Source organism: uncultured Mobiluncus sp., from assembly GCF_947254095.1.
Lineage (GTDB): Bacteria > Actinomycetota > Actinomycetes > Actinomycetales > Actinomycetaceae > Mobiluncus.
The window spans coordinates 45,084-68,305 of sequence record NZ_CAMYBV010000005.1 but is presented as its reverse complement, the minus strand read 5'-3'; the positions used below and the strand labels follow the sequence as shown (position 1 = coordinate 68,305).

17 protein-coding genes and 1 pseudogene are annotated in these 23,222 nt (G+C 56.2%); 12 read left to right on the top strand and 6 right to left on the bottom strand.

Going from position 1 to position 23,222, the window contains the following annotated elements; genetic code table 11:
- Window positions 1-60 precede the first annotated feature (60 nt).
- Both wecB (Q0X47_RS02755) and Q0X47_RS02750 read left to right on the top strand, forming a co-directional pair.
- Window positions 61-1,137, top strand: coding sequence for a non-hydrolyzing UDP-N-acetylglucosamine 2-epimerase (gene wecB, locus Q0X47_RS02755; protein WP_297722625.1), 1,077 nt, complete (start codon window positions 61-63; stop codon window positions 1,135-1,137).
- Window positions 1,138-1,307: 170 nt separating this feature from the next.
- On the top strand, window positions 1,308-2,672 hold the full coding sequence (locus tag Q0X47_RS02750; protein WP_297722622.1) for a nucleotide sugar dehydrogenase: 1,365 nt from the start codon (window positions 1,308-1,310) through the stop codon (window positions 2,670-2,672).
- 40 nt (window positions 2,673-2,712) lie between these two features.
- On the opposite strand, the gene Q0X47_RS02745 is transcribed toward Q0X47_RS02750, so the two are convergent.
- A complete protein-coding gene (locus Q0X47_RS02745) occupies window positions 2,713-3,492 on the bottom strand; it encodes a glycosyltransferase (RefSeq protein WP_297722619.1) in 780 nt (259 codons plus the stop codon).
- A 357-nt stretch (window positions 3,493-3,849) separates the two neighbouring features.
- Between Q0X47_RS02745 and Q0X47_RS02740 the strand changes: the two genes are divergently transcribed.
- From Q0X47_RS02740 to Q0X47_RS02720, 5 genes are all read left to right on the top strand, one after another.
- Window positions 3,850-4,932, top strand: a complete 1,083-nt coding sequence (locus tag Q0X47_RS02740; RefSeq protein ID WP_367178279.1) for a glycosyltransferase family 4 protein — start codon at window positions 3,850-3,852, stop codon at window positions 4,930-4,932.
- 573 nt (window positions 4,933-5,505) lie between these two features.
- Window positions 5,506-6,549 carry an IS21 family transposase gene (gene istA / locus Q0X47_RS02735; RefSeq protein ID WP_297722614.1) on the top strand — a complete coding sequence of 348 codons (1,044 nt, stop codon included), beginning with the start codon at window positions 5,506-5,508 and terminating at the stop codon, window positions 6,547-6,549.
- Window positions 6,550-6,616: 67 nt separating this feature from the next.
- Window positions 6,617-7,948, top strand: coding sequence for an IS256 family transposase (locus tag Q0X47_RS02730; RefSeq protein WP_297722611.1), 1,332 nt, complete (start codon window positions 6,617-6,619; stop codon window positions 7,946-7,948).
- Between the two features lie 116 nt (window positions 7,949-8,064).
- Window positions 8,065-8,352: an ATP-binding protein gene (locus Q0X47_RS02725; protein ID WP_367178278.1), complete on the top strand. Its 288-nt coding sequence runs from the start codon at window positions 8,065-8,067 to the stop codon at window positions 8,350-8,352.
- Between the two features lie 518 nt (window positions 8,353-8,870).
- Window positions 8,871-10,655, top strand: coding sequence for a nucleoside-diphosphate sugar epimerase/dehydratase (locus tag Q0X47_RS02720; protein ID WP_297722608.1), 1,785 nt, complete (start codon window positions 8,871-8,873; stop codon window positions 10,653-10,655).
- A gap of 40 nt (window positions 10,656-10,695) precedes the next feature.
- On the opposite strand, the gene Q0X47_RS02715 is transcribed toward Q0X47_RS02720, so the two are convergent.
- The 5 genes from Q0X47_RS02715 to wecB (Q0X47_RS02695) are packed head-to-tail and all read right to left on the bottom strand — an operon-like array spanning window position 10,696 to window position 16,789.
- Window positions 10,696-11,754, bottom strand: coding sequence for a glycosyl transferase (locus Q0X47_RS02715; protein WP_297722603.1), 1,059 nt, complete (start codon window positions 11,752-11,754; stop codon window positions 10,696-10,698).
- Window positions 11,744-13,123 carry a lipopolysaccharide biosynthesis protein gene (locus Q0X47_RS02710; protein ID WP_297722600.1) on the bottom strand — a complete coding sequence of 460 codons (1,380 nt, stop codon included), beginning with the start codon at window positions 13,121-13,123 and terminating at the stop codon, window positions 11,744-11,746. Before Q0X47_RS02710 ends, Q0X47_RS02715 begins: the two co-directional genes overlap by 11 nt.
- Before the next feature lie 8 nt (window positions 13,124-13,131).
- Complete coding sequence (locus tag Q0X47_RS02705) at window positions 13,132-14,625, bottom strand: glycosyltransferase (protein ID WP_297722597.1); 1,494 nt, start codon at window positions 14,623-14,625, stop codon at window positions 13,132-13,134.
- Window positions 14,626-14,672: 47 nt separating this feature from the next.
- The gene (locus Q0X47_RS02700; RefSeq protein ID WP_297722739.1) at window positions 14,673-15,797 is read right to left on the bottom strand and encodes a hypothetical protein; all 1,125 of its coding nucleotides are present in this window, start codon (window positions 15,795-15,797) and stop codon (window positions 14,673-14,675) included.
- 38 nt (window positions 15,798-15,835) lie between these two features.
- Window positions 15,836-16,789 carry a non-hydrolyzing UDP-N-acetylglucosamine 2-epimerase gene (wecB, locus tag Q0X47_RS02695; RefSeq protein ID WP_297722737.1) on the bottom strand — a complete coding sequence of 318 codons (954 nt, stop codon included), beginning with the start codon at window positions 16,787-16,789 and terminating at the stop codon, window positions 15,836-15,838.
- 113 nt (window positions 16,790-16,902) lie between these two features.
- On the opposite strand from wecB (Q0X47_RS02695), the gene Q0X47_RS02690 reads away from it, so the two are divergent.
- From Q0X47_RS02690 to Q0X47_RS02670, 5 genes and pseudogenes are all read left to right on the top strand, one after another.
- Entirely contained in the window at window positions 16,903-19,062 is a 2,160-nt protein-coding gene (locus tag Q0X47_RS02690) for a DUF6541 family protein (RefSeq protein WP_297722594.1), read from the top strand.
- Between the two features lie 92 nt (window positions 19,063-19,154).
- A complete protein-coding gene (locus Q0X47_RS02685) occupies window positions 19,155-20,324 on the top strand; it encodes a glycosyltransferase family 4 protein (RefSeq protein WP_297722591.1) in 1,170 nt (389 codons plus the stop codon).
- 10 nt (window positions 20,325-20,334) lie between these two features.
- Window positions 20,335-21,326 (top strand): annotated as a pseudogene (gene rfbB, locus Q0X47_RS02680) (dTDP-glucose 4,6-dehydratase).
- Window positions 21,327-21,453: 127 nt separating this feature from the next.
- On the top strand, window positions 21,454-22,665 hold the full coding sequence (gene manA / locus Q0X47_RS02675) for a mannose-6-phosphate isomerase, class I (RefSeq protein WP_297722588.1): 1,212 nt from the start codon (window positions 21,454-21,456) through the stop codon (window positions 22,663-22,665).
- Window positions 22,666-22,923: 258 nt separating this feature from the next.
- On the top strand, window positions 22,924-23,217 hold the full coding sequence (locus Q0X47_RS02670; protein ID WP_297722585.1) for a WhiB family transcriptional regulator: 294 nt from the start codon (window positions 22,924-22,926) through the stop codon (window positions 23,215-23,217).
- The last annotated feature ends 5 nt before the right edge of the window (window positions 23,218-23,222 follow it).

Below are 23,222 nucleotides of genomic sequence, written 5' to 3'. Positions count from 1 at the left end.
TTCGTGGGTTCACCAGCTTCGCGCCTAGGTACAGGCGCCCGGTCTTGGTAAGTTAGAGACATGAAAATCATGTCGATTGTGGGGGCGCGCCCCCAGTTTGTGAAACTGGCACCGATTGCGAAAGCGTGCGCCGAGGCGTCGGTGGAACATCTCATTGTCCATACCGGCCAGCACTACGACCCGATGCTGTCCGAAGTGTTCTTTAAAGACCTAGGGATTCCGCGTCCCGACGTACATCTCAACGTGGGCAGTGCCAGTCACGGGGTGCAAACCGGGCGGATGCTGGCTGAGCTGGAACCGGTCATTGCCGAGGCACAGCCGGACTGGGTGCTGGTTTACGGGGACACGAACTCGACGCTGGCTGGGGCGCTCGCAGCGGTGAAGATTCACCAGCGGGTCGCGCACCTGGAGGCCGGGCTACGTTCCTTTAATCGGGATATGCCCGAAGAAATCAACCGGGTGCTCACCGACCACGCCGCGGATTTACTGCTGGCACCCACCCAGGTCGCGATGCGCCACCTGGCAGACGAAGGCCTGGAGGGTCGCTCGGTCCTGGTCGGGGACGTGATGACTGACGTACTGTTTACGATTCGCGACCGGGTTCAATCCGGGCAGATTGCGAACCCTATCCCCGCCGAACTCGGCTTGGAGCCTGCGCAATACGCCCTAGCCACCATTCACCGAGCCGAAAATACTGACGATCCGAGCCGTCTCGAGGCCGTGGTGGCGGCTCTCGCGGCGCTGCCGTTCCCGGTCGTGCTGCTAGCCCACCCGCGCTTGCGCGCCAAAGCGGAGGTGGCGGGCGTGAACCTGGCGCGCGGAGCCATTCGCCTGCACGAACCACTGGCATATCCGCAGCTGGTGGCGGCGGCGCTGCAGGCTCGCCACATCGTCACGGATTCCGGGGGGCTACAAAAGGAAGCATTTTTGCTACGGGTTCCCACTACCACGGTGCGACCGCAAACCGAGTGGGTAGAGACAGTTGAGCTGGGCTGGAACCAGTTGGCTGAACCAGCCTCGCTGGTCCAGGCGGCGACCCGGCCCCTGCCGGAGCCAACCACCGCCACCCCCTACGGAACTGGTGCCGCCGCGCGTGAAGTCGTGCAAGTCCTGGTAGAACACGCAGCTCAGGGCTAATTTATGCGCCAAAACCCGGTTTGGCACACCGGTGAACCAGCCGGGCACGCGGGAAGCTCAGCACACCTAGCGTCAGTCTAGCGTAGAATCAACCGTGGACAGATGGTGCCGAGTTCGCGCTACCATGCCGCACAGGTACCACGTAAGCGTTGCGAAGGAAAGGAAACGCCGTGAAAATCGCTGTTGTGGGAATGGGAAAGATTGGCCTGCCGTTGGCGACGCAATACGCGTCAAAGGGTCATCAGGTCGTGGGGGTAGACATCAATCCCCACACGGTTGAGGCCATCAACAGCGGGACAGAGCCGTTTCCAGGGGAAGCTCACCTTGGCGAATACCTGGCCAAGCTGGTTTCGACCGGGCAGCTGCACGCCACCACGGACTATGCCGAGGCGATTCCCGGAGCTGATGCAGTGGTCATCGTAGTGCCGCTGTTTGTCAACGACCAGACCTGGGAGCCAGACCTCACGATTATGGACGCGGCCACGACTTCGGTGGGAGAAAACCTCACCGCCGGCACGCTGGTTAGCTACGAAACGACCCTGCCGGTGGGCACGACCCGTCACCGTTTCCAGCCGATGCTCGAAAAACTCTCCGGTCTGCGCGAGAGTCAGGACTTTTGGATGGTGTTTTCCCCCGAACGCGTGTTGACCGGGAGAGTGTATGCTGACCTGCGTCGTTACCCGAAACTCGTGGGTGGACTGAGCGCGGAAGGCACCCGGCGCGGTATCGAGTTCTATCGCGCAGTATTGGATTTTGACGAGCGTACCGACCTGCCGCAACCCAACGGCGTGTGGGATATGGGCAGTGCTGAAGCGGCCGAGATGGCGAAACTGGCGGAAACGACCTACCGGGATGTGAACATTGGGCTGGCCAACCAGTTCGCGCGTTTCGCCGACAGCGCCGGGATTGATGTGATGAAGGTCATCAACGCCTGCAACTCTCAGCCGTATTCCCACATTCACCGTCCCGGTATCGCCGTGGGCGGGCACTGTATTCCGGTCTATCCCCGGCTTTACCTCTCGACCGACCCTGAAGCAACGGTGGTGCGCTCCGCCCGGGTGGCCAACTCGGAAATGCCGGCTTATGTGGTGGAACGTCTTTCACAAGCCCTGGGCGAGCGGGGTACGGCGCTTTCGGGAGCTACCGTGGTGGTGCTGGGTGCGGCCTATCGCGGCGGCGTCAAAGAAACCGCGTTTTCCGGCGTGTTTGCTACTGTCGCGGAGCTTTCGCAGCGTGGGGCACACGTGGTGGTACACGACCCGATGTTCAGTGACGAGGAGCTGCGCGGGTTTGGCTGGGAGCCTTATCACCTGGGCGAGCCGGTCGAAGCCGCCATCCTGCAGGCTGATCACGCCACATACCGGCAACTGTCCGCAGCGGACTTGCCCGGAGCAAAAGCGATTTTTGACGGCCGTGGTATCCTCACGCCCTCGCGTTTCCCCGCCGCACGCTACCTGCGAGTCGGTGGCGGCGCCAGCGCATACAGCGATGCGACCGCGGCTTTTGCCAACGCGAAACTGGCGACTGACGCTTAAAGAATCGAACCCGTTTATCCCTGGTACAGACAGCGTCAGCTCAGATAGCGTCGCGGTAGAGTTTCTCCAGGTGAACAGCATAAGGCGAAGCCTGGTGGTGACTATACACCCAGTCTTTGCCCCCCAGGGCGGCAGCCATCGCCGGAGGATCTTGCAAAGCCTGAGCAATTCCCGCCATAACGGTTTCCAAGTCCCCCTCGATAACGGGAGAGCTGCTGCCGTCATCTGGGCGAGGAATCCGGGAACCGAGCGCTGCCAAGGGCAAGCCGATAGCCATAGCCTCAAATTCAGAGACGGCGAGAATGCGGTTGGCTTGACCGATAGCGAGGGTCCCGCCGGCAAGCCACTGCAAGTAATCCGCATATTTCATCTTTGGTTGCAGCTGCACGCCCAGAGACTTCGCCGCGCCGGCGCCGTAATCCCAATCTAAGCCTTCCAAGGGAATCTGAGGGAAAGCCCGGCGCAGTTCGCTCACGACTTGCAGTTGTTTTTCAATGCCTTTGTCGTCATCCCAGCGCGAGGTGAAAATAATTTTCGGGGCATTATGCTCTAGCTGCCACTTCGGCAGGAACTCAGTCTGGACGAAAGCTGGCATATATTCCGCGTCGCCACGTGCGGTGGTGGCTTCTTCGATGGTGTCCAGGTTTGTGTAAAAAACTCCTTGAGCTTCGTCGATGGCACGCTGTACCTGGTCATGGTACGGTTTTTCTTTCCAGCGGCGGCGAATATCACTGCCGTGCAGGTGCAGAAAGTAAGGACGCTGCGGGAGGGGAGACTGCTGAATCAGCGGCACAGAAGTGGCGTAGTGAACGTGCACCACATCCGTTCGTCTCAGGTGGGATCAGCGGCGGAAAAAATACGGGGTCCAAGCCAATCGTGACCAGCCGAATCCGGGGTTGACCTGGGGACGCACCAAGGCGGGCGGAAGATAATCCCAATCTCAACCCTGCTGCCGGGCAGCGCGGACCAGGGACTGCCTGACGTTAGCACAATCATTGAAGTGCAGGACTCGAGGGGAATCAGCGCTGCTCATACCCCTATTTTAGGGGGAAAAGCCAGTCGGTGCTCGATACTTAGATATCACGGTGAGTGTGGGTCAGTGTAGACTGGTCAGGTGCGTGTTTTGGCTGTAACTACCTGGTTTCCTCATCAGAAGCGTCCCTCCAGTGGTGCTTTTGTGGTGAAGGATTTACATGCGATTGCATCTGCCGGGAACCAAGTGCGAGTCGTTCATCTGGATGCGGATTACCGAGGTTCCCCGCAACGTTTCCAATACGAAGGCATCGCGGGGTTGCGAATTGCGTTCCAGCCACTCAACCCGCTTTCGGCAGTGTCAGTCTCACGTCACCTGCGCAACTCAGTGGGGGACGCCGACGTGATTCACTCGATGGCGATGTCCACCCTGTTGCCTACAGCTTTGGCGCACCCCCAGGTTCCGTGGGTGCACACCGAGCACTGGTCCGGGCTGACGAACCCTGACTCCTTGACACCACTGCTGCGGCAGGCTCGAAAAGTCATTTTTCGGCTGGAGAAACTTCCGGACATTGTCACTACCGTTTGCCCCTATCTGTCCCAGCCTATCCGCCAATATCGGCATCGCTCCACGGTAGAAGTGCCTTGCGTAGTGGAGCCGGTGCCTGACCTTACTCCGCGAAATCTACCTGCCCCAGAGCCCTGGCGTCTGATTTCGGTGGGGGGACTGGTGGAGCGCAAGGATCCGATTTTTGCGCTGCAAGTCGTGGAGGAACTGCAACGCAGAGGGCGTCGGGCGGAACTGACTTGGGTGGGTCAGGGACCTTTGGAAGAAGCCGCGCGTGATTATGCGGCGAATCACGGCCTGCCGCTGCGTTTGACCGGACCTCTGCCCTATACCGGGGAAGGGGGCGTTTCAGCGGAACTCCAGGCAGCAGACTTGTTTATTGGTCCCACTCATGGCGATAATTTCTTTGTGTCTTGCGCAGAAGCGATACTGAACGGCCGTCCCGTGGTGGTCGGCACGGCGGGGGGCCACCCAGATTTTATGCGCGACTTTGTGGGGCGAGCTATCGCCACCCATGATGTGAAAGTCTATGCGGACGAGGTGACGGAACTGTTGACTGCCACCCCTGATGACGCGCCTAGTGCCGAGGCTATTGCCGCCAGTATCGGAGAGGCTTTCTCCAGCCAAACCGTCGGGGAGTCCTACCGGAAAGTTTACGAGGCTGCCGTGGCCGGTGACCCCGCACTTTTGGAGCGGCTGCCTTCCTGGAGGGGCTGGTAGACAGACTGCACAAGGTCGGTGCGGTGGGTCGCGCGGTGCCCTCAGTTTGTGTCGAGTGCTAGCGCACCAGGAAGCTGGCCACGTCAAAACGGAGTGGTCCCTCCCTGTGCCACCAGCCTTTGGGATATGCCGGGATGAGAGCTTGTGGGGTGAAAAACTTGCGTCTGGCTTGCGCTCTGGAATACATAATGTCCACCGATATGGATGGGTTTAGTATGGCGTCCAATAGTGCAGTATCGGTTCGAGAAAACACCTGTTCGCAGCCAGGGGCGAAATCCATTACCGCTTGTGCATATTCAGCTAATGCTTCGCGGGAGTTTGTGCTCCACCAGGACTTCTCCCGGGTGTCTAAGACTCCAAAAATCAAAATCCGCAGGGTCGTAATTGCGATGGATTCACGGGTTGTGGCATCTAACCCAGATATGAAATTTCGATTCAAAAGATCTGTGATGTGCTGCAGCTGTTCGTCTATCAGCCGGGGTATTTCTGTAACCCGATTATCAGTGTTAGTGGCATCTGAAATTTGAGCAGTTTTGGCATTTGAAAATCGAGCACTTCTGTCAGATCAGGAGTGTGATTTCGTTGCATGATTGGGAAGTTATTCAGTCTTTGGCGCGGTCGGGTGTTCCGAAAGCGCAGATTGCTAGGGATTTGGGGTTGGCGCGTAACACGGTGGCGCGTGCTGTTGGGGCGGATTCACCGCCGCGTTATCAACGGTCTGGGAGGGGTTCGTGTTTTGATGCTTACGAGACCAGAGTCCGCTCGTTGCTCCAGGAAACACCGCGTATGCCGGCAACGGTTATCGCGGAACGGATTGGCTGGCCGTGGTCTGGGAGGTTGTTACGTCATCATGTTGCTTTGATACGTCCTGAGTTCTTACCTATTGATCCGGCAGACCGGCTGGAATGGGATATCGGGGACGCTATCCAGTGTGATTTGTGGTTCCCTCCGTACAAAGTGCCGTTGGACGACGGACAGGAATGTCTAGTTCCGGTTTTAGTGATGGCCTGCGCGTATTCACGTTACACGGTATGCGTGGTGATACCTACACGTACAACTGCTGACCTGTTACAGGGTATGTGGGAAGGAGTGCAGCGTTTTGGAGGTGTACCACGCCGATTCATTTGGGATAACGAGTCTGGTATCGGGCGTGGTAATCATCTCGCTGCAGGGGTTAGCGGGTTCATGGGAGTACTTGGAGCCACGCTCAAACAGCTCCCGCCCAGAGACCCAGAATCCAAAGGGATTATCGAGCGGTTTAATAGGTACGCAGAAACATCATTCATGCCAGGACGGCATTTTCTTTCCCCGCAGGATTTACAGGCGCAGCTCGATGATTGGATAGTGAAAGCTAACGGTCGTACGCATGCCACGTTACATGCTATACCTGCTGAAATGTATCAAGAGGAACTGGCTCATTTCGCGTCGTTACCACCCGTGAAACCAGAGTGTGGCTGGTTCAAAGAAGTCCGGCTAAGACGGGATTATTACGTTTCCCTGGACGGGAACCATTATTCCGTGAGCCCGGAATGCATAGCCGCTCTCGTCCAGGTCAGGGCCGACCTGAACACTGTTAGCGTTACCTGCAAAGGAGAGGGTGTCAAATTGTTTGTGTAAGTGACACGTAGAAAGGGATTGTGTTGTGAGCATAACGGATGGTTTTGTTCCCGGTAGCCTTGAGGTTATGGCTGATAGGAGTGAGCGGAAGGATTACACTCAGGAGCTGGTAGTTTCGGGGGCCTTGGACAGGGGCTTTGACTCCATTGACTCTGGCGAGTTACAACTTACTGGTGAGGGCGGGTTCATCCCGTCCATGATTAAAGCAGTTCTGGAACGGGCCTTGCAGGCCGAGCTGTCTTCCCATTTGGGTTATGAGAAGAACGAGGCCGCTGGGCGGGGGTCTGGTAACTCCCGCAATGCTACCAGCCCCAAGACTCTGATTACCGAGGCTGGCTTGGTATCCTTGGGCGTGCCCCGGGATCGTAACGGCGTGTTCGCTCCGCGTCTGGTTCCTAAAGGGATGCGTCGTACTGGGGGTCTTGATGACATGATTATCTCTTTGTATGCCGGTGGCATGACGGTCAGGGAAATTGGTCATCACCTGGAGGCCACTTTCGACACTCAGATTTCTCACGAGACGATCTCGAATATTACTGACCAGGTCCTAGATGAGGTTAGGGTGTGGCAAGACCGGCCTTTGGACGCGTTCTACCCGGTGATGTATCTGGATGCTATCAGCGTGAAAATCAAAGACGGCGGCAAAGTCGTCAACAAGGCCGTCCATATCGCCCTGGGTGTGGATATGGACGGGATCAAGCACGTGCTAGGGACCTGGGTCCAGCCCGAAGAAGGAGCCGCGTTTTGGGCTGGTGTGTGCGCTAACCTTGCCAACCGCGGGGTACGTGATGTCCTGGTCGTTGCCACCGACGGGCTATCCGGCTTTCCTGAGGCCGTGGAGGCGACCTGGCCGAACGCTATTATTCAAACCTGTGTGGTTCACCTGATCCGGGCCTCAATGCGGTTCGTGGCTTACAAGGACCGCAAGGTCGTGGCCAGGGGTCTGCGGTCCATCTACACCGCGCCCAGCGAGGAAGCCGCCTTAGAGGCCCTGGAAGCCTTCGCTGAGTCGGATTTGGGCCGTAAATACCCGCCCACGGTCACTACCTGGCAGCGGGCCTGGGAGAGGTTTATCCCGTTCTTGGACCTGGCGCCCATGGTCCGCCGGGTTATTTACACCACTAACGCGATCGAGTCGTTCAACTACCAGCTACGCAAGATCTCGAAGAACCGGGGCCATTTCCCCAACGAGGAAGCCGCAGTCAAACTCTTATGGCTAGCCATTATCAATATCGAGGAAAAACGCGCCCGAGAGCGCGAGAAAGAGAAAGGACGAAAACGAGGCGAAAACCGGAAAGCTAAAGGATACCTAATGGAAGGGCAAATGACCACAAACTGGAAACAAGCCCTAACCCAACTAGCAGCCGCATTCCCCGACCGCATGGAACCCCACCTATAAACCCCCACTTACACAAACAACTTGACAAGCTCAAACACTAACGTTTTGTTCAACACCGCTCAAGGCTGGATAGAAACCCTGCAAACCGCGCATAACCACGCACAGCTAGCCCAAGCATTAAAACGCTTGAAAAATACCCCCTTCTCATCATTGACGAGTTCGGATACCTCCCAATCGATGCGGACGCCGCGAACCTGTTCTTCCAACTCATCTCGGACCGCTACGAACAAGGCTCGCTCATAATCACTTCCAACCTACCATTCAGCCAATGGGGAGAAATCCCAGGCTCCACAACCATAGCCACAGCAATAATCGACCGCGTAGTCCACCACGCCCAAGTCCTGCAAACCAGCGGAGAATCCTACCGACTACGCAACCACGACCAACCAAACCCAGTAAAATAAAACTGCTCAAAATTCAACAGCCAAAAACGCACCATTTTCAACTGCCACCGACAATCAGCATCTTCCCCCACCAGATAGCCCGGACCGCGTCTTTGCACAACCACCCTTGAAGGGGTATAAAGCCGCGCTGAAAAGGCGATGTCTGAGCCAACCGGAAGTCCCTCGGTCATGTGAAGCCCCAGCTCACGCAATCGAGACAGACGTATTAAACCCAGCGGGGCGTTTCGGTAAAACAAGCGATCGCGTACCGGATCTGCCACCCCGTAGAGCCAGGGGCGAACCGCGGGGGCGTGAATGGGAGCCTGTGATTGCCCACGGGTGGTTGAATCTGCTGTATTCCGGGCTGTTGATGTTCCCGCATCACAAAGAGGAAATATTGCAGATGCTCAGTGAAAGATAGTATTTTAGGCTTGAGCTCCACAATTACCAAATTGAGGATTCGAGCTGTTGGGTTCCAAGGTGTAGAGTTAATCCCGGTCTGAACTCAGGGTTGGAATGCTAAGTATGCGGAGGTAGTTTTGAACCTTACATGGGCGCGTCGTGCCACCGTCATCATTACAGACGCAGTCTCTTGGGTCGTTTCTATTTCCCTAAGCACATTTCTGGTGTTCGGAACTGAGCTTGATTCGCTCAAACTTCAAAGCATACTTTCCTTCGGTATTTCAACGGTTTGTTTTCAAATTGTTGTCGGCCTAGTCATCAAGCGCTACCAGAACCGCTATTGGTTAGCTTCTTTCGAGGACGTTGTCTCGCTGGCGCTACTCACTTACGTATCCGCAGCATTTGGTGTAATCCTGGTGCTCCTGTCCTGTAGGACTCTGGTCCCTCCACAGATTTCCGTCGTGGCCCCGTTCATCGCGCTCTTCATTATGTGTACAGCGCGGGCTTTTTGGCGGATTTTGCAGGAAAGAAAACACCGGGGGCGTCCCGGAGCGGAACGCGTACTGTTAATTGGTGCCGGTCGCAATGGTGAACAACTTCTCCATCAGCTCGAAACCGACACCTCCGCCCCCTACCAAGTAGTGGGTTTTATCGATGATTCCGTTTATAAAAAAAACCTCCGTATTCGTGGGATAAAGGTCTTAGGGAACCGCACTAAGTTTGTTGCCGCAGCCCGGCACCTCGATGTGAGAACCGCTATCATGGCGATTCCGAATGCAAGCGACGAAACCTATCAGGCTTATTCTATGGCTGCCTCGAAGGCAGGGATTAAGTTACTGACAGTCCCTTTGGTGGGACGTATCATCGACGAAAAGATGCAGGGTGAAATTGACTTGCATAACATCCGTCAACTAAATGTTGGAGATATGCTGGGTCGTCGCCAAATCCAGATTGACTTTGAAGAAGTGACTAAATATATTACCGGCCGTCGTGTTCTCGTTACTGGGGCTGGGGGCTCTATTGGTAGTGAATTGTGCCGCCAAGTAAAGGCATTGAGTCCTGCGGAACTCGTACTCCTAGACCGAGACGAATCTGCCCTGCACGCCATGGATTTGGAACTTTATGGCTCTGGAATGCTGGACACACCGAATTTTGCTCTATGCGACATTAGAGACCGCGAGGCGCTTCGGTCCATCTTTGATCAGCATCACCCGCAAGTAGTTTTCCATGCAGCAGCACTAAAGCATCTTCCAATGCTAGAACAGTACCCAGAGGAGGGTTGGAAAACAAATGTTTTGGGAACCCGGAATGTGGTTGAGCTCTGCACTGAATTCGGTGTAGCGAACCTAGTGAATATTTCTACCGATAAAGCCGCCGAACCCACTACTGTATTGGGAAGAACGAAACGTACTGCGGAACGTATCGTAGCTTACTATTCTCAGAAAAATGCGAATAAAGGGTGGCGGTACGTGTCGGTGCGTTTTGGCAACGTGCTGGGTTCTCGAGGCTCTGTGCTATGGACTTTTACCTCTCAGATTGAAAGAGGGGGTCCAATCACAATCACTCACCCGGATGTGGAACGCTTTTTCATGACAATTCAGGAAGCCTGTTCCCTAGTTATGCAGGCGGGAGCTATTGGAAGAACTGGGGAAGTGCTGGTCCTTGACATGGGTAAGCCGGTAAAAATTATCGATGTTGCTAAACGCATGATTGAGATGAGCGGTAAGGACATAGAAATTGAAATTACGGGACTGCGACCCGGGGAGAAACTAACCGAGGTTCTGCATTTCGAAGGTGAAAATGATGAGCGACCGTTCCACAAACTGATTTCTCATGAGAACGTTCCCACCCTAGAACCTGAAGCTGTTGAGTCTGTGCACAGCGAAGTCACGAAGAAAGACAAACTTCTCTATCAGATTTGAGTTTCACCTGAACTGCGGAGAGCGCAATGCTCTAGTCGGTTTAGCGCACCAGGAAGCTGGCCACGTCAAAACGGAGTGGTCCCTCCCGATGCCACCAGCCTTGTGCATACGCCGGAATGAGGGCTGCGGGCGCAAAGAACCGACTCCGAGCATGAGCTAACTGGAGCAGCTGGTCATTGGGGGATTGTGGGTTTAGGATGGCCTGCAACAAAGCTGTGTCGGCTCGTGAGAAAGCCTGCTCACAACCGGGGGCAAAATCGCACAATGATTGGGCAACCGCTGCCAGAGAGAGGCGTTGGGCGGGTGTCCAGAAATCCATCTCTCGGTTTAGTAACAGTCCAAAAACGTGAATCCGCAGAGTCTTGATCGCCACCCCGGCGCGCATTTCTGCGCTCCAATCTGCCACCCAAGACCGAGATAGCAAATCAGTGATGTGTTGCAGTTCCACATCTACCGGTCGAGACGTAGTGGTGACCCGCGTTTTGGCGTCTTCGCCGACCAGGTAGCCGGGTCCGCGACGCTGCACCACCACTGTAGACGAAGAATAGAGTCGCATCGAAAAAGCAATATCTTCACCCACCGGAAAGTCAGGAGTCATGCGGAGTCCCAGTTCCTCCAGGCGTTCGCGGCGCATTAACCCCAACGGGGCGGAACGATAATAGAGCCGATCTTTGGCAAAGTCCGCCACTCCGTAGAGCCAAGGGCGAACCGCGGGGGCGTGAATCGGACGGCGGGCTTTTCCGCGGCGCAATCGCGTCAACACCATATCAGCGTCCCAACGTTTCGCCAGTACGCGCCAGTAATCGACTGCCCCCGTTTCCAGAACATCGTCGGAACCCATGATTGACACGAAGCGGGTGTTTGTGATGGTTAACCCGTGATTGAATGGTCCCGCCGGGGAGGGAATACCATCCGTAAACGGCTCCAGACGCACCCGGGAGGCCAGTGGACCCAAGGCGGTGCGCATCCCTTCTGAATCCGTATTATGAGCTATCACCAGCACATTTACTCCGCTGGAACGTAGCGCTGAAGCGACCGCGCGTCGAATCGGACGGTTGGGGTCGTGGCAGGGAATTATGACCGTGGTATCAATCCTCATTGATTTCGTCCTGTTCAGGTTTGTTGGTTCCGGCGTTGCCTATTTCATCATCAAAAGTCTGGTCAGTTGGTTTTCCGGTTTCGGCGGCTTCTGCTTTGTCGTAGGCTCGGGCGGCTAAATCAGCGATAAAGATAAGCACTAGGAGCATGAAGGCCATCATGAGGCTCAGAAAATGCAGAGTCATCATGAAATCTAGTGGTGATAAAGCTAACCAAAGTAGCGGCACGGCGGTAAAGATGATGGTGTGCAACAAAATCCAGAGTTGACGTCCGGTGACTACGAAAACTCCGGAAAGCGGGGAAGCAATGAGGTTTATAGCGAGCCACGGAACGATGGCGCGGGCGATTAATCCGGCTTGGGCCCAGTTGGGGCCAAAAACCAGAGGCACCAGCCAAGGGGACAGTATCCACAGTAAAACGAAAGGAGGAATACCGAAAAGCGTGGCTCGCTTCATCACGGCGCGAACCAGCCCGGTAAGTTCACCACGTTTCACACGAGCCATACGTTCCAAAAAAACTTGGGCAATAGCACCGTTCAAAAGAGCAATCGGAGCCTGAAGAATTCTCCAGGCCAAGTTAAACTGACCCAGAGAGTCTAAGGCAATGGCTCCTATCAACATTTGGATTCCGTTTGTGCGCACTGCGTCTATCAGAGCATTAGGAAGGTTCAGCAAGGGCATCTTTTTGTAGCGGTTGGCCATTTCCCAAATCGATGCCGTGTCCTCGGTCGGGGGAATTCGAGTTTCCCTGGATTGGCGCCCTAAATTGAACAGTGCCCACAGCAATCCTATGAGGTTGCCCGCTATCAGACCTAACAGTGAAGTGAGTCCAGCTAGTCCCAATCCAAGTTGACCGAAAGATGTGCCCGCACCCGATTCGAAACGATTGAGGGCAATAACTGTGTATTGTCGTTTTCGGTTATACCAATACTGCCAAATCGATACTTGGGCTGAGCAAAAAATAGCGACACCAATCAGCGGGATCCAGGTTGCTAGAATTTGTGAGCCCCAAATTTGTAGGACTATCGGGCGCAGAGCGAACGCCAGGGCAGTAGCGGCAATCGAGACTATGAAATTGGTTCGCGTAGATAGTCTAATCAGCTGACGAGCGTCTTTGTCAGTATCAGGCAGCACTACAGCCAGGTCATACCTGAGAGTAGCAATGACCACGAACACTCCGACTATGGCAGAAAACAAGGCAAACTCACCGAATACCGCAGGAGAGAAAATACGAGCGGTAAATATTGAAACAATCAATACTAAAGCTTGAGTAGCGGCAGTTCCGGTAGCCAGGATGCTGATATTTGAAAGCACCTGGTGTTGGGTGGTGAATTTTTTCCACCATTTTGCCACGTTAAAATTAGTAGGCATAATATTTATTATTCCTGTTCAACCGGTCGATGGGCTGCTCCTACCAGAGATAGTAGAAGCTGTTCTTTCTCGTGGTTGGTTGTGGTTGCATTAAAGTTATCTTCTACCCAACGGCGGTATTTTTCATCCGGGGTGGTAAGCTCAAGAATTCTCCGAGTCGCTTCCTCTGGACTGTTTACAATCCATTCATGGGGATATACGGCTGATGCTGCTCCATAATGTAGAAGTTCAGGCCAGTTACGTACCACAGGAACGCACCCGGCACACGCTGCTTCTGCAACCGCCATGTGCAGTCCTTCCTGGACCGATGCAGAAATTATGTAACCAACTTCCGGCAGATAGTTTTCGACTTTGTCCCAGTTTCCTGTTATTTCAATCCAATCGTATTGAGCAATTTGTTCATAAATCTTCCGGGCCCACACCGAGCTCGGATTTGGTTTCGGACCAACAATCAAAAGTCTCCATTTGGGGTCGTGTTCGTGAACCCGGCGCATCACTTCAATAGTCCAACTGGTATCTTTGACTTCGGCCCTCCATCCGATTTGAGCAACGGTGTATCGAGCAGTTTGGAGTTTATTAGTGGTGAACCGGTTTACCTCAATACCGAGTGGGATGTAAGAGTGGGGGACATCACTGATTTCTGGACGTTGAGCCAAGGATATACTCAACGCAGACGGAGCAGAGTAGCAAATATGGTCTATACCTGGAATATTAAGCAAGTGCAGCCAGTTGCTCTTCGATTCATATTGGTGAATGTGCACTTTTACGGGTTTATTAAGTTCCCACTGGGACACTAAGACAGCAACTTCATTGCCCCATTCAATCCAAATAATGTCGGCCTGTGCGATTAGAGGTCGTAGCGGTGCAGGTGGCAAAATTTTTTCACCTTCATGCAGCTTAATACCGCGGTCCACGGCCATCTTAACACTTAACAGGCGCTCAGAATCAGGTAAGTCTTCCAGAGCAAATTTAGTAATGCGATGCCCTTGCTTTTCAAGAAATGCAAATTGCGGCAGGCTAAAATAAAAATCGTTTTCGGTTCTAGACAGAGCCAGAATGCTAAGTTTCTTGTCTGCACCCAATTTTTCGCTGTTTTTGATAGCTCGAGAGCCTTCGTTGGATTGGAAAATTTCACAGTAAGCTGTGCTTTTTCGCAAGATATCTGAATAGTGTGTGTTAGCTAGAAGCGGAGACCCAATCCCCCCTACCTGACTTGAGTGATAGTAGAGTTGCAACGCTGCGCTTAAGAAACGCGCTGTATCGACTGTATTACCCTTTTTCCATAATGAATCAGCCCGCCCGAGACTGAGCTCAACGAGGCTCGTAACTTTGTCTACGGGAAGTCTGCCCTTTAGGTACATTGAGGATATATATGCATTTAATCGCAGTAGCATACCGGCGTTCCCTGGAACTATACGCCCCAAGATTCTTGCCAGAAAAGCCAATCGTCCCATGATATGAAAGCGCTGGTTTAGACGAATGATAGTTCTGTGAAAATTCATGGTGTTTCCCCTTCAAATATGCGCTTAGCGGAACGCAAGCTGGGTATTCACTCCTTGCTTTTAGCCGTTATAGTCTCAACTGCGTCTTTCCACGGTTGCACCACATTTTCACTGGAAAGTTCGCGGGCGTGGCGGTGAGCGTTTAGTTTCCAGGTCGCAACTTCTGCGGGAGTAGTTCTATCCAGTGCCTCCCGCAGAGTTTCCTTGGTGAAATCAGCGGCGACCCGGCCCAGCTGGTATTTCTCGAGGCGAGAGACCATCTCCGGCGAGGGGCCGATGACCATACCAATTCTGGCTTGTACGAAGTCAAAAAACTTGTTCGGCAAAGCGTAACGACTGTTGAAGTTCACCGGAGGAAGGTTGTGAAAACCGAGGTCATAGCGGTGCAACGTGTCGATGAGGTTATCGTAGGATACACCGGGATGCAGATTTACATTGGGAATGTCGCGGCATTTCTCACTTAACTGCGTAAAGTAATCGGAGCCGTTGTTGACCAGATACATATCCAAGGTATATCTGCCGTCCAAATCGGCTACCGCGTCAATCATGATTTCAGCAAAGCGATCCGGTCGGCAGGTTCCGGCATGAACCATACGAATCGGACCGTTTTCAGGGGTATCGGTAGGGTGCAAGTCATGGAAAGGGGTGGCATTGACGACCAGTGTCGGGGAAATGCCGAAATTCTTTTCGTACTCGGAGGCAATAAATGTGGACACGGTGGAACACGAGTCGGCCCGCTTCACGAAATGACGCACCTGCCATTCCATGTAGGGTTTTACGAAAATCCGCCAGCGAGGTACGTTCTCTTTTTCTCGGGGAGAGTATTCGTGCAGGTCAGCATGAACACCAAGTTTCGGTTTCGTCCACAGCCCGACCCCGATGGAATCGATGTCGTCCGCGAAAGTCACGTCGAAATATCCCTGTGGCAGGTTGCGCCGGCACCACGCGGAGGCAGGCGAGGACCAATACGCCCAAGTGTACAGGTGCAAGATGGTGGCTAGCCGGTTGCGCTGCCAGTACGTGCCTTCACCGGGGATTTCGTAATGCTGAGCCACGCCCTCCGGGGCCGGCCCATAACCGCAGGTGGTCAGCTCGTAAGTGTCTTTGAACAGGTTAATCTGTTTCAAAATCCGCGCATCGCTGATTAGCCGGGAATAGGACACAATCAGCATCTTCAATTTAGACACAGGGATATTCTACCTTTGGACTCTCAGGCTTCGAAATCCGGGAAGCGCGTTCCAACCCCCAGCAGCTGTTCCAGAGCCGCCACCACGTGAGCCGCGGCCTGTCCGTCACCGTAAGGGTTCACGGCGTGAGACATCACCTCGCGTTCCTCCTGAGAATTCAGCATTCCCTCCAGGGCGGAGTGGACGGACTCATAAGTGGTTCCCACTAGGCGGGCGGTTCCCGCGGCGATAGCTTCGGGACGTTCGGTCGTGTCGCGCATCACCAGAACCGGTTTGCCCAGCGCCGGGGCCTCCTCTTGAATCCTTCCGGAATCGGTCAGTACCAGGTCGCAGCCCTTCAACAGACCGCAGAACGCGGCGTAAGGTTGAGGGTCGCCAATGGTCACGTTGGGGACGGTGCCCAAGATGTCGGTCAGCACTTCGCGCACAGCGGGGTTGGCGTGGGCGGGCAGCAGGAATTGCCCTTCCGGATGATTGGTGGCGGACTGGGCGAGAGCGCGAGCCATCTCGCGTAGCGGCTGTTCCCAAGACTCCCGTCGGTGCGCGGTGACCAGTACTTTCAGCCCGGGACGCGTTAGAGCGGCGCCAAATTCGGGGGACAATCCCTCACCAGCTTGGTCAGTGTCGACCACGTAGTGCAGAGCATCGATGGCAGTGTTACCGGTGACCACAATCAGGCGGGAATCGACATTTTCCCGCAGCAGGTTGTCCCGGGATTTCGGGGTGGGCACCGAAACAATGTAAGCCTCAGCTGCACTGGCCTGGGTGGAAGCCGAAATCAAGCCCTGAGCGTGAACTTTTTGCAGTGCTTCATCCAAACCCGGCTCCAAAAACGGTACTTTCCCTGCGTTGACGGACTCCACGTGGGCGGGATCCACGTCCACGCCCTTGATGGCGATATCGGCTCCCGCCAAAGCCACCGCTGTCGGCAGCCCGATGTACCCCAACCCGACTACCTGTACCGTTTTCGCAACAATAAGCCTTCCTTTCGCCCTTCCATAATAATCGCCCCACCGAACCTTTCCAGAATCGTGGCAAGGCTCCGGGCATTGCTCTCGGCTAGAATTAAACCGCCCTTAGAAAGGAACCGTTGACGTTGATTGACTCCCTGTTACTGACCTGTGCGACGCTGGTAGCTCTGGTCTACCTGCTGGTGCCGGGGCTGACGGTGCTGTGGGGTTTAGGGATTCACGGGGCCTTGCGCGTCGTGGCCGCTCCGGCGGTGAGCTTGGGAGTGTGGGTCGGGGCGACTTGGATTGCTATCGGGCTGCAGCTGCCGTGGCGGGCGTGGCTGGCGTTGCCGCTGCTGGTGCTCATCTGTCTGCCTTTCGTGGTGGGACGGCTGTGGACCCTGCGTTCGGGGTCACGAGCGGTGTGGCCCCGAGTTCCCTCAACCGGTGTTCCTGGTGGGCTGTGGGCAGTTTTCGCCGGCTGCGCGGCGCTGTCAGCGTTGCCTTACCTGGTAGCGACCCGTATGGCGACACGGGTGCCCCAAACCTGGGACGTGGTGTTTCACCTGTCGGGGATTCGCTATACGCGCGAGTTCGCTTCCGCCAGCCCCTGGGTCACGTTGGCTCCCATGAACGAGGGGGTCGGGGCCTATTACCCCAATATCTTTCATAACTTGGTGGCACTGCTGCCCGGCTCCCCGCTGCAGTCTTACGCGGGAGCCATGACGGCCGTACTGGTGCTGTGGCCCGCCCTCTTGGGACTGTTCGCCCTGCTGGCCCTGACCGCGTGGAAAGGCGCGGGTGACGCGAGCCGCACCGTCGCGGCTTTGACCGCCTTGGGTGCGGCCACCAGCTCCACCTTCACCGCCAACTACGTGGCGAACCTGGCCACCCCGCCCTACACCTTCTCGCTCATAGCGACCCCGGGCATGGTGATTTTCGCCGTCGCCATCTATCGTCTGCGCCCCGCTCCGGTGAAATATCCCCGCCACGAGACTGCCGGGACCTCCCTTGAAACACCCGGTGACGTGCCGTCTCCCGGTCGCGTGGCACGGCGCTTCGGGCAAAAAGTCCGCGGAGACCTCCGCCACAGCCTGCTGTCCTCCCAGCTCGCCCCGTGGATGAGCCTGGGTTGGCTGGTGGGACTGGCCGGTCTGGGCTGCACTCACCCGGCGGCGGTGTTCAATCTGGTGCTGCTGATGTTCGTGCCGGTGCTGGTGCTGGGGTGGCGCTGGTGGCGGGGCTGGCACGTGTCTCGGGCGGTAAAGCTGCTGGTGCCGCTGATGGTTGCGGCGGTGCTGGGGATCGGGTTTTGGCTGGTGGTGTTACCCCGTCTGGTTTCCATGTCAAAATTCGCCAACCCGCATAACCACACTTGGGACATGACCTGGCGGCTGCTGGTGGATTACCCGAAAGGCCCGTTCTTTACGGGTTTTGGGTTGGGGGGCGCGATTTATACCGTGGCAGCGGTGGTGGCCAGTGTGTGGCTGGTGCGCCAGCGCCGACTGTTGTGGCTGGTCGGCGGGCTGGTCATGAGCACGGCGTTTTTCCTGCTGGCGGCCGGGCCGGTGTGGCCGGGATACTTTCTCACGGCACCGTGGTATCTGCAGTCCGGTCGGATTGCCCCGCTGGTGTTGATGTGTGCCTATCCTTTGGGGTCACTAGCCCTGTCGCGCGGCCTGGAACGTCTCGCCGCCTGGCCTCGTGGGGTGTCGCGCCCGCGAGCTTACCGGCGGTTTTCGTGGGCACTAGCTGCGGTGGTGTTGGTCAGCGGGTGCGGAGGCACCGTGGGGGGACGCCTCACGGTGATTGACGGTTCCTATGATCCGGCGGTTATCGTCCGCGGCACGATGGTCACCGCTTCCGAACAGGCGTTCATCGAGCGGGTGGCCCCGACTTTGCCTCCCGATGCCGTCATCTGGGGCGCTCCGCAGATTGGCACCCCGTTTTGGTGGATTTTGGGTGGGGTTCATGTGGCACGTCCCGCCATGAACTACCCCACCGGGCGAGCCCTAGAGGCCACGAAAGACCTCTATGACGGCCAGATTTCCGCCGAAACTTGTGACTATCTGAAAGCACAAGGGGTGACGCACTATTACTCGGACAACGACACTTCTGCGGCCGGCTCGCGATACGGCACCTACATCTGGATGTGGAAAGAACCGAATGTAAAGTTTCGCCCGCCCCAGCACATGCTTCAAAAAATCGCGGAAAACAGGGTGGACACGGGGGACTACGAGTTCACCGGTCAGCGCCTGTACCGCGTCAACTACGACACCTGCCCCGGACACGTGCGCTGAGCGGCTTCGCAACACCCGCCCTTGTGCAGTCAATACCAGTCAGTAGACCAGAATCGGCAACCCAACCGCACTATTGAGACATAATGGACAGTATGAAGGTTGCCATTGTTACTACTGAATATCCCACGATTGAATCTCCCCATACCGGTGTGTTCGTGCGTATGAATGCTCAGGCTATCGGGATGAATCACCAGGTGACGGTGGTGCATTTGCGTTCCGAAGCGGCTGGCAGTGAGGAAAATCACTACGTGGACGCTAACGTGGATGTGCGGGGTTTTCCCAACGCGATGCGCGCTCCGGAGGATTTCGAACGTGCCGCTCAGATTGTGTACGCCCTAGCTCCCGGTTTTGACATTATTCACACGATGAATCAGCGTTCCCTAATTCCGTTTGGGCTGCCGGAACGCGAGGATGAACAGCTGGCTTGTGCTTGGGTGCACACCGAGCCGTGGCAACTGACCAGCCCGATGGACTGGCCTCAGGAAGTCTTGCCGGTGGAGGAAATCCTGCTGCGTCCCGACGGCCTCACCTCCCCGGCGGTGAAAATGCTCGAGGACATTGCCTCCCGGCGTTTCTCGTCCTATACCGCCGCCGTGCCCTACATAGTGCCCTCCCCGCTGTACCCTGCGGTTCCGCAGCTAGAGGGAACGCAAAGCGCGGTTTCCGCTGATAGCGAGTTCGCCCCTCGCCCGCGCGAGGCGGGTCAGTTGCGCCTGGTTTCGGTCGGTGCGGTCAACGCGAAACATCAGCCGGAAGTGGCGATTCGCACGGTGAAAACGCTGCGTGCTGCCGGGGTGGACGCCACCCTGACCTGGGTCGGTGAAGGGGTCGCGAAGATTCGGAGTCAGGAAAAGATTAAAGACCTGAAACTGGAGGAATACGTGCGTTTTGTCTCCGCCAACGAGGTCGGGGCCGTGGAAGCCCTCAATGCTGCGGATTTGTTCATCGGTCCCACCAAGGAGGAAAACTTTTACGTGCCGGCTCTCCAGGCTCTGCTGGCGGGTCGTCCCCTGGTGCTGGGTGAAGGTGCCCGCGATTTGCAGTGGATTGGCGCCGATACCGAGCGGGTCGTGCGCATCGTGACGGAAAAGAATTCAAAGTTTTGGGCCCAGGCTTGTCAGGAACTGCAGGCCGCTACCGCCGAGATGGAGGCCCGCGAAGTCGCCGAAACGGTGGGGGATCGCTACTCGCCGTCCGCCATCGCCGCGGAATACGACGAGGTCTACGCCGAAACCATGGCGGCCAGCGGGTTTGCGGTGTGAGGCGCGCCAGATGCACATTTTGGTGACCGGGGGAGCCGGGTTTATCGGCGCGAACTTTGTGCGTACCTTCGTGCGTGAACTTCCCGGCGTGAGTGTGGATGTGCTGGACAAGATTAGCTATGCCGCCAACCTTGATTCCATAGCCTGATTGCCGGGAGTGACTCTCTACCGTGAGGAACTGGAAAACCGTGAAGTTGTCGATGAACTGGTCAAAAAATCTGATTTTGTGGTGCACTTTCTGCCGAATCACACAACGATAACTCCCTAGCAAATCCCGCGCTATTTACCTATTCCAACTTGGTGGGGACCTTTCACGTTTTGGAAGCCTGCCGCCGCTATGAGGTGCGGCTGCACCACGTCTCGACCGATGAAGTTTATGGAGACAAAAAACTGGGTGATGCCGCTCTTTTTACAGCGGATTCCCCCTACCGGCCTTCGAGTCCCTATACAGCGACAAAAGCAGGGTCGGATTTGTTGGTGCGTTCTTGGGTGCGTTCCTTCGGGGTAGCGGCGGCAATTTCTAATTGTTGCAATAATTATGGCTCGTTTCAGCATGCGGAAATGTTCATTGCGCGCACCATCACGAACCGAATCGACGGGATTCGTCCACGACTTTACGGTGACGGTCGAAATGTGCGGGACTGGATTCATGTTGAGGACCACGACGCTGCCCTGTTTGCGGTTATCGAGCACGGCCGGCTGGGTGAGATCTACCTAATTGGGGCACGTTGTGAAAAGAGCAACCTGGAAATCGCACGAACTTTGAACCGTCTGATGGGACTGCCCGAAGAAGACTTCGATTTGGTGGCGGATCGTCCCGGACACGACCGACGGTATGGGGTTGACCCGACGAAGCTGATGGAAGAGACCGGGTGGACTCCGCGTCACACTGACTTTGAGGCCGGGTTGGCTCAGACGATTGAATGGTACCGGGCGCATGAGGATTGGTGGCGGCCCGCGAAATCTGGCACCGAAGCCCAGTATGCCGCTCACGGCCAGTGAAAAAACCCATTGGCGCTGCGTCACAGCAGCGACAGTGCCGGCAGATAACCAAAAGCCTCCCGAAATGACTTATGAACGGCGAAAACCTCCCTAAAATTAATCCCAAACCAGTGAAAGGGGAAACACCGTGGAACGCATCGGAGGGATTGAGAAACGCTACGCCTGGGGCTCGGATACGGCTATTCAGGAGCGCTTTGGCATCGGTACGCCCGGTCAGACGTTGGCAGAAGTGTGGTTTGGTGCCCACCCCTTATCACCCTCGGTCCTGCTCGATGAGTCGGGGCAGCCCGAGGAGGACCCCTTGACCTTGGAGGACTGGATTGCGGCCGACCCCGTGGGCACGCTGGGGGCTTCGGTGGTGGAGCGCTTTGGGCCGCGCCTGCCTTATCTGATGAAGTTCATCGCCCCGAAACGCCCGCTGTCCCTGCAGGTCCACCCGGACAAGGAGCGTGCCGAAGCCCGCTACAAAGCCGAGGAACTGGCGGGCATCCCGCTCGATTCCCCACAGCGGCTGTATAAGGACCCCAACTATAAACCCGAACTCATCTATGCGATTACGAAGTTCGAGGCGTTGGCAGGGTTTCGGGCGCCCCGGCGCATCATTGAAATCTTCGCTGACCTGGACACCGAGTTGGCGATGCAAATCGTGTCCATGCTGCGAGTCAATACGTCTCCTGAGGGCATCCGCACGGTAGTGGACCGGCTTTTGTCTCCGCATACGACCCCACAAGCGGCGCAGGTCGAGGCCACGGTGGCGGCGATGACGGACCGCCTGCAGGCAGGAATCTCGCCGTCCGTGCGCGTGGACCGTACCGTGATGGGTTTGGCGCGTTCCTATCCGGGTGATGCCGGGGCAGTAGTGGCGGCGATGTTGAACCCGGTGACGTTGCGGCCGGGGGAAGTGCTGTTTACGCCTCCCGGCGGGATTCACGCTTATCTGTCCGGGCTGGGGGTGGAAGTCATGGCCAGCTCGGATAATGTGTTGCGGGCAGGGCTGACTGAGAAGCACGTGGATTGCCAGGAGCTGTTGAACTGCCTGGATTATGTCGCCGCCCCGCCGGTGCGCATTGCCCCGGAGTGGGTTACGGAGTCGACCCAGGTGTTCTATGCCCCGGTGGACGATTTCGAGTTTTCCGTGACCCGCTTGGACGGGCGGGAACTGGCGCTGCCCGGTCACGGCGGACGGCTGATTCTTTGCCTTGAAGGCACTCCGACCTTGCGTGATGGAGCGACTGCTGGTTTGGTGTTGCATCCGGGAGAAGTCGTGTTTGTGCGGGCGGATAAGGTTCCGGTTTATGCCTCAGGGGTCGGGGTCGTCCTCCAGGCCGACATCCCTTGAGGTGAGTTAGCAATTAGTCCCAAACCCGCTTTTGTGGCAAACGTTCCACGGGCGTGTCGAGCCTATGTGACATATCTCACATTTGCGTTCAAGCTGTGCAATTGGTGGATTTTCGCATACTTGAGCCAATATCGGCGCCTGAAACCACTTGAACTATTGAATCACACGCGTGTAACTTATAGGTAACAGTTCTTGGCGCCTCTGAGACGCGGCACCAAGTTTTACAAAAGTTGTCAGAGCGAATGAGGTGAAGGGTCCTTGTGGAATCTGTTTGGTGAAGGCGATCTCGATTTCGCTGATGCAACCCCAGAGATGGACGAAATTCTCAATGGACCGCTGGCCTGGCAGGCTCAGGCACTGTGTGCGCAAACCGACCCGGAGGCTTTTTTCCCGGAAAAGGGCGGTTCGACCCGTGAAGCGAAAAACGTCTGCGCCCGCTGCGAGGTCAAGGCTGAGTGCCTGCAATACGCGCTGGAAAACGACGAACGCTTTGGAATTTGGGGTGGCTTGTCCGAGCGGGAACGCCGTCGTTTGAAGCGTCGCGCGTCCTAACCCCA

Excerpts from the sequence above, each read along its gene's own strand:
- wecB (WP_297722625.1), top strand. The coding sequence starts at position 61 with ATGAAAATCATGTCGATTGTGGGGGCGCGCCCCCAGTTTGTGAAACTG.
- Q0X47_RS02730 (WP_297722611.1), top strand. The coding sequence starts at position 6,617 with ATGGCTGATAGGAGTGAGCGGAAGGATTACACTCAGGAGCTGGTAGTT.
- Q0X47_RS02715 (WP_297722603.1), bottom strand. The coding sequence starts at position 11,754 with ATGAGGATTGATACCACGGTCATAATTCCCTGCCACGACCCCAACCGT.
- Q0X47_RS02710 (WP_297722600.1), bottom strand. The coding sequence starts at position 13,123 with ATGCCTACTAATTTTAACGTGGCAAAATGGTGGAAAAAATTCACCACC.
- Q0X47_RS02705 (WP_297722597.1), bottom strand. The coding sequence starts at position 14,625 with ATGAATTTTCACAGAACTATCATTCGTCTAAACCAGCGCTTTCATATC.
- Q0X47_RS02700 (WP_297722739.1), bottom strand. The coding sequence starts at position 15,797 with ATGCTGATTGTGTCCTATTCCCGGCTAATCAGCGATGCGCGGATTTTG.
- Q0X47_RS02685 (WP_297722591.1), top strand. The coding sequence starts at position 19,155 with ATGAAGGTTGCCATTGTTACTACTGAATATCCCACGATTGAATCTCCC.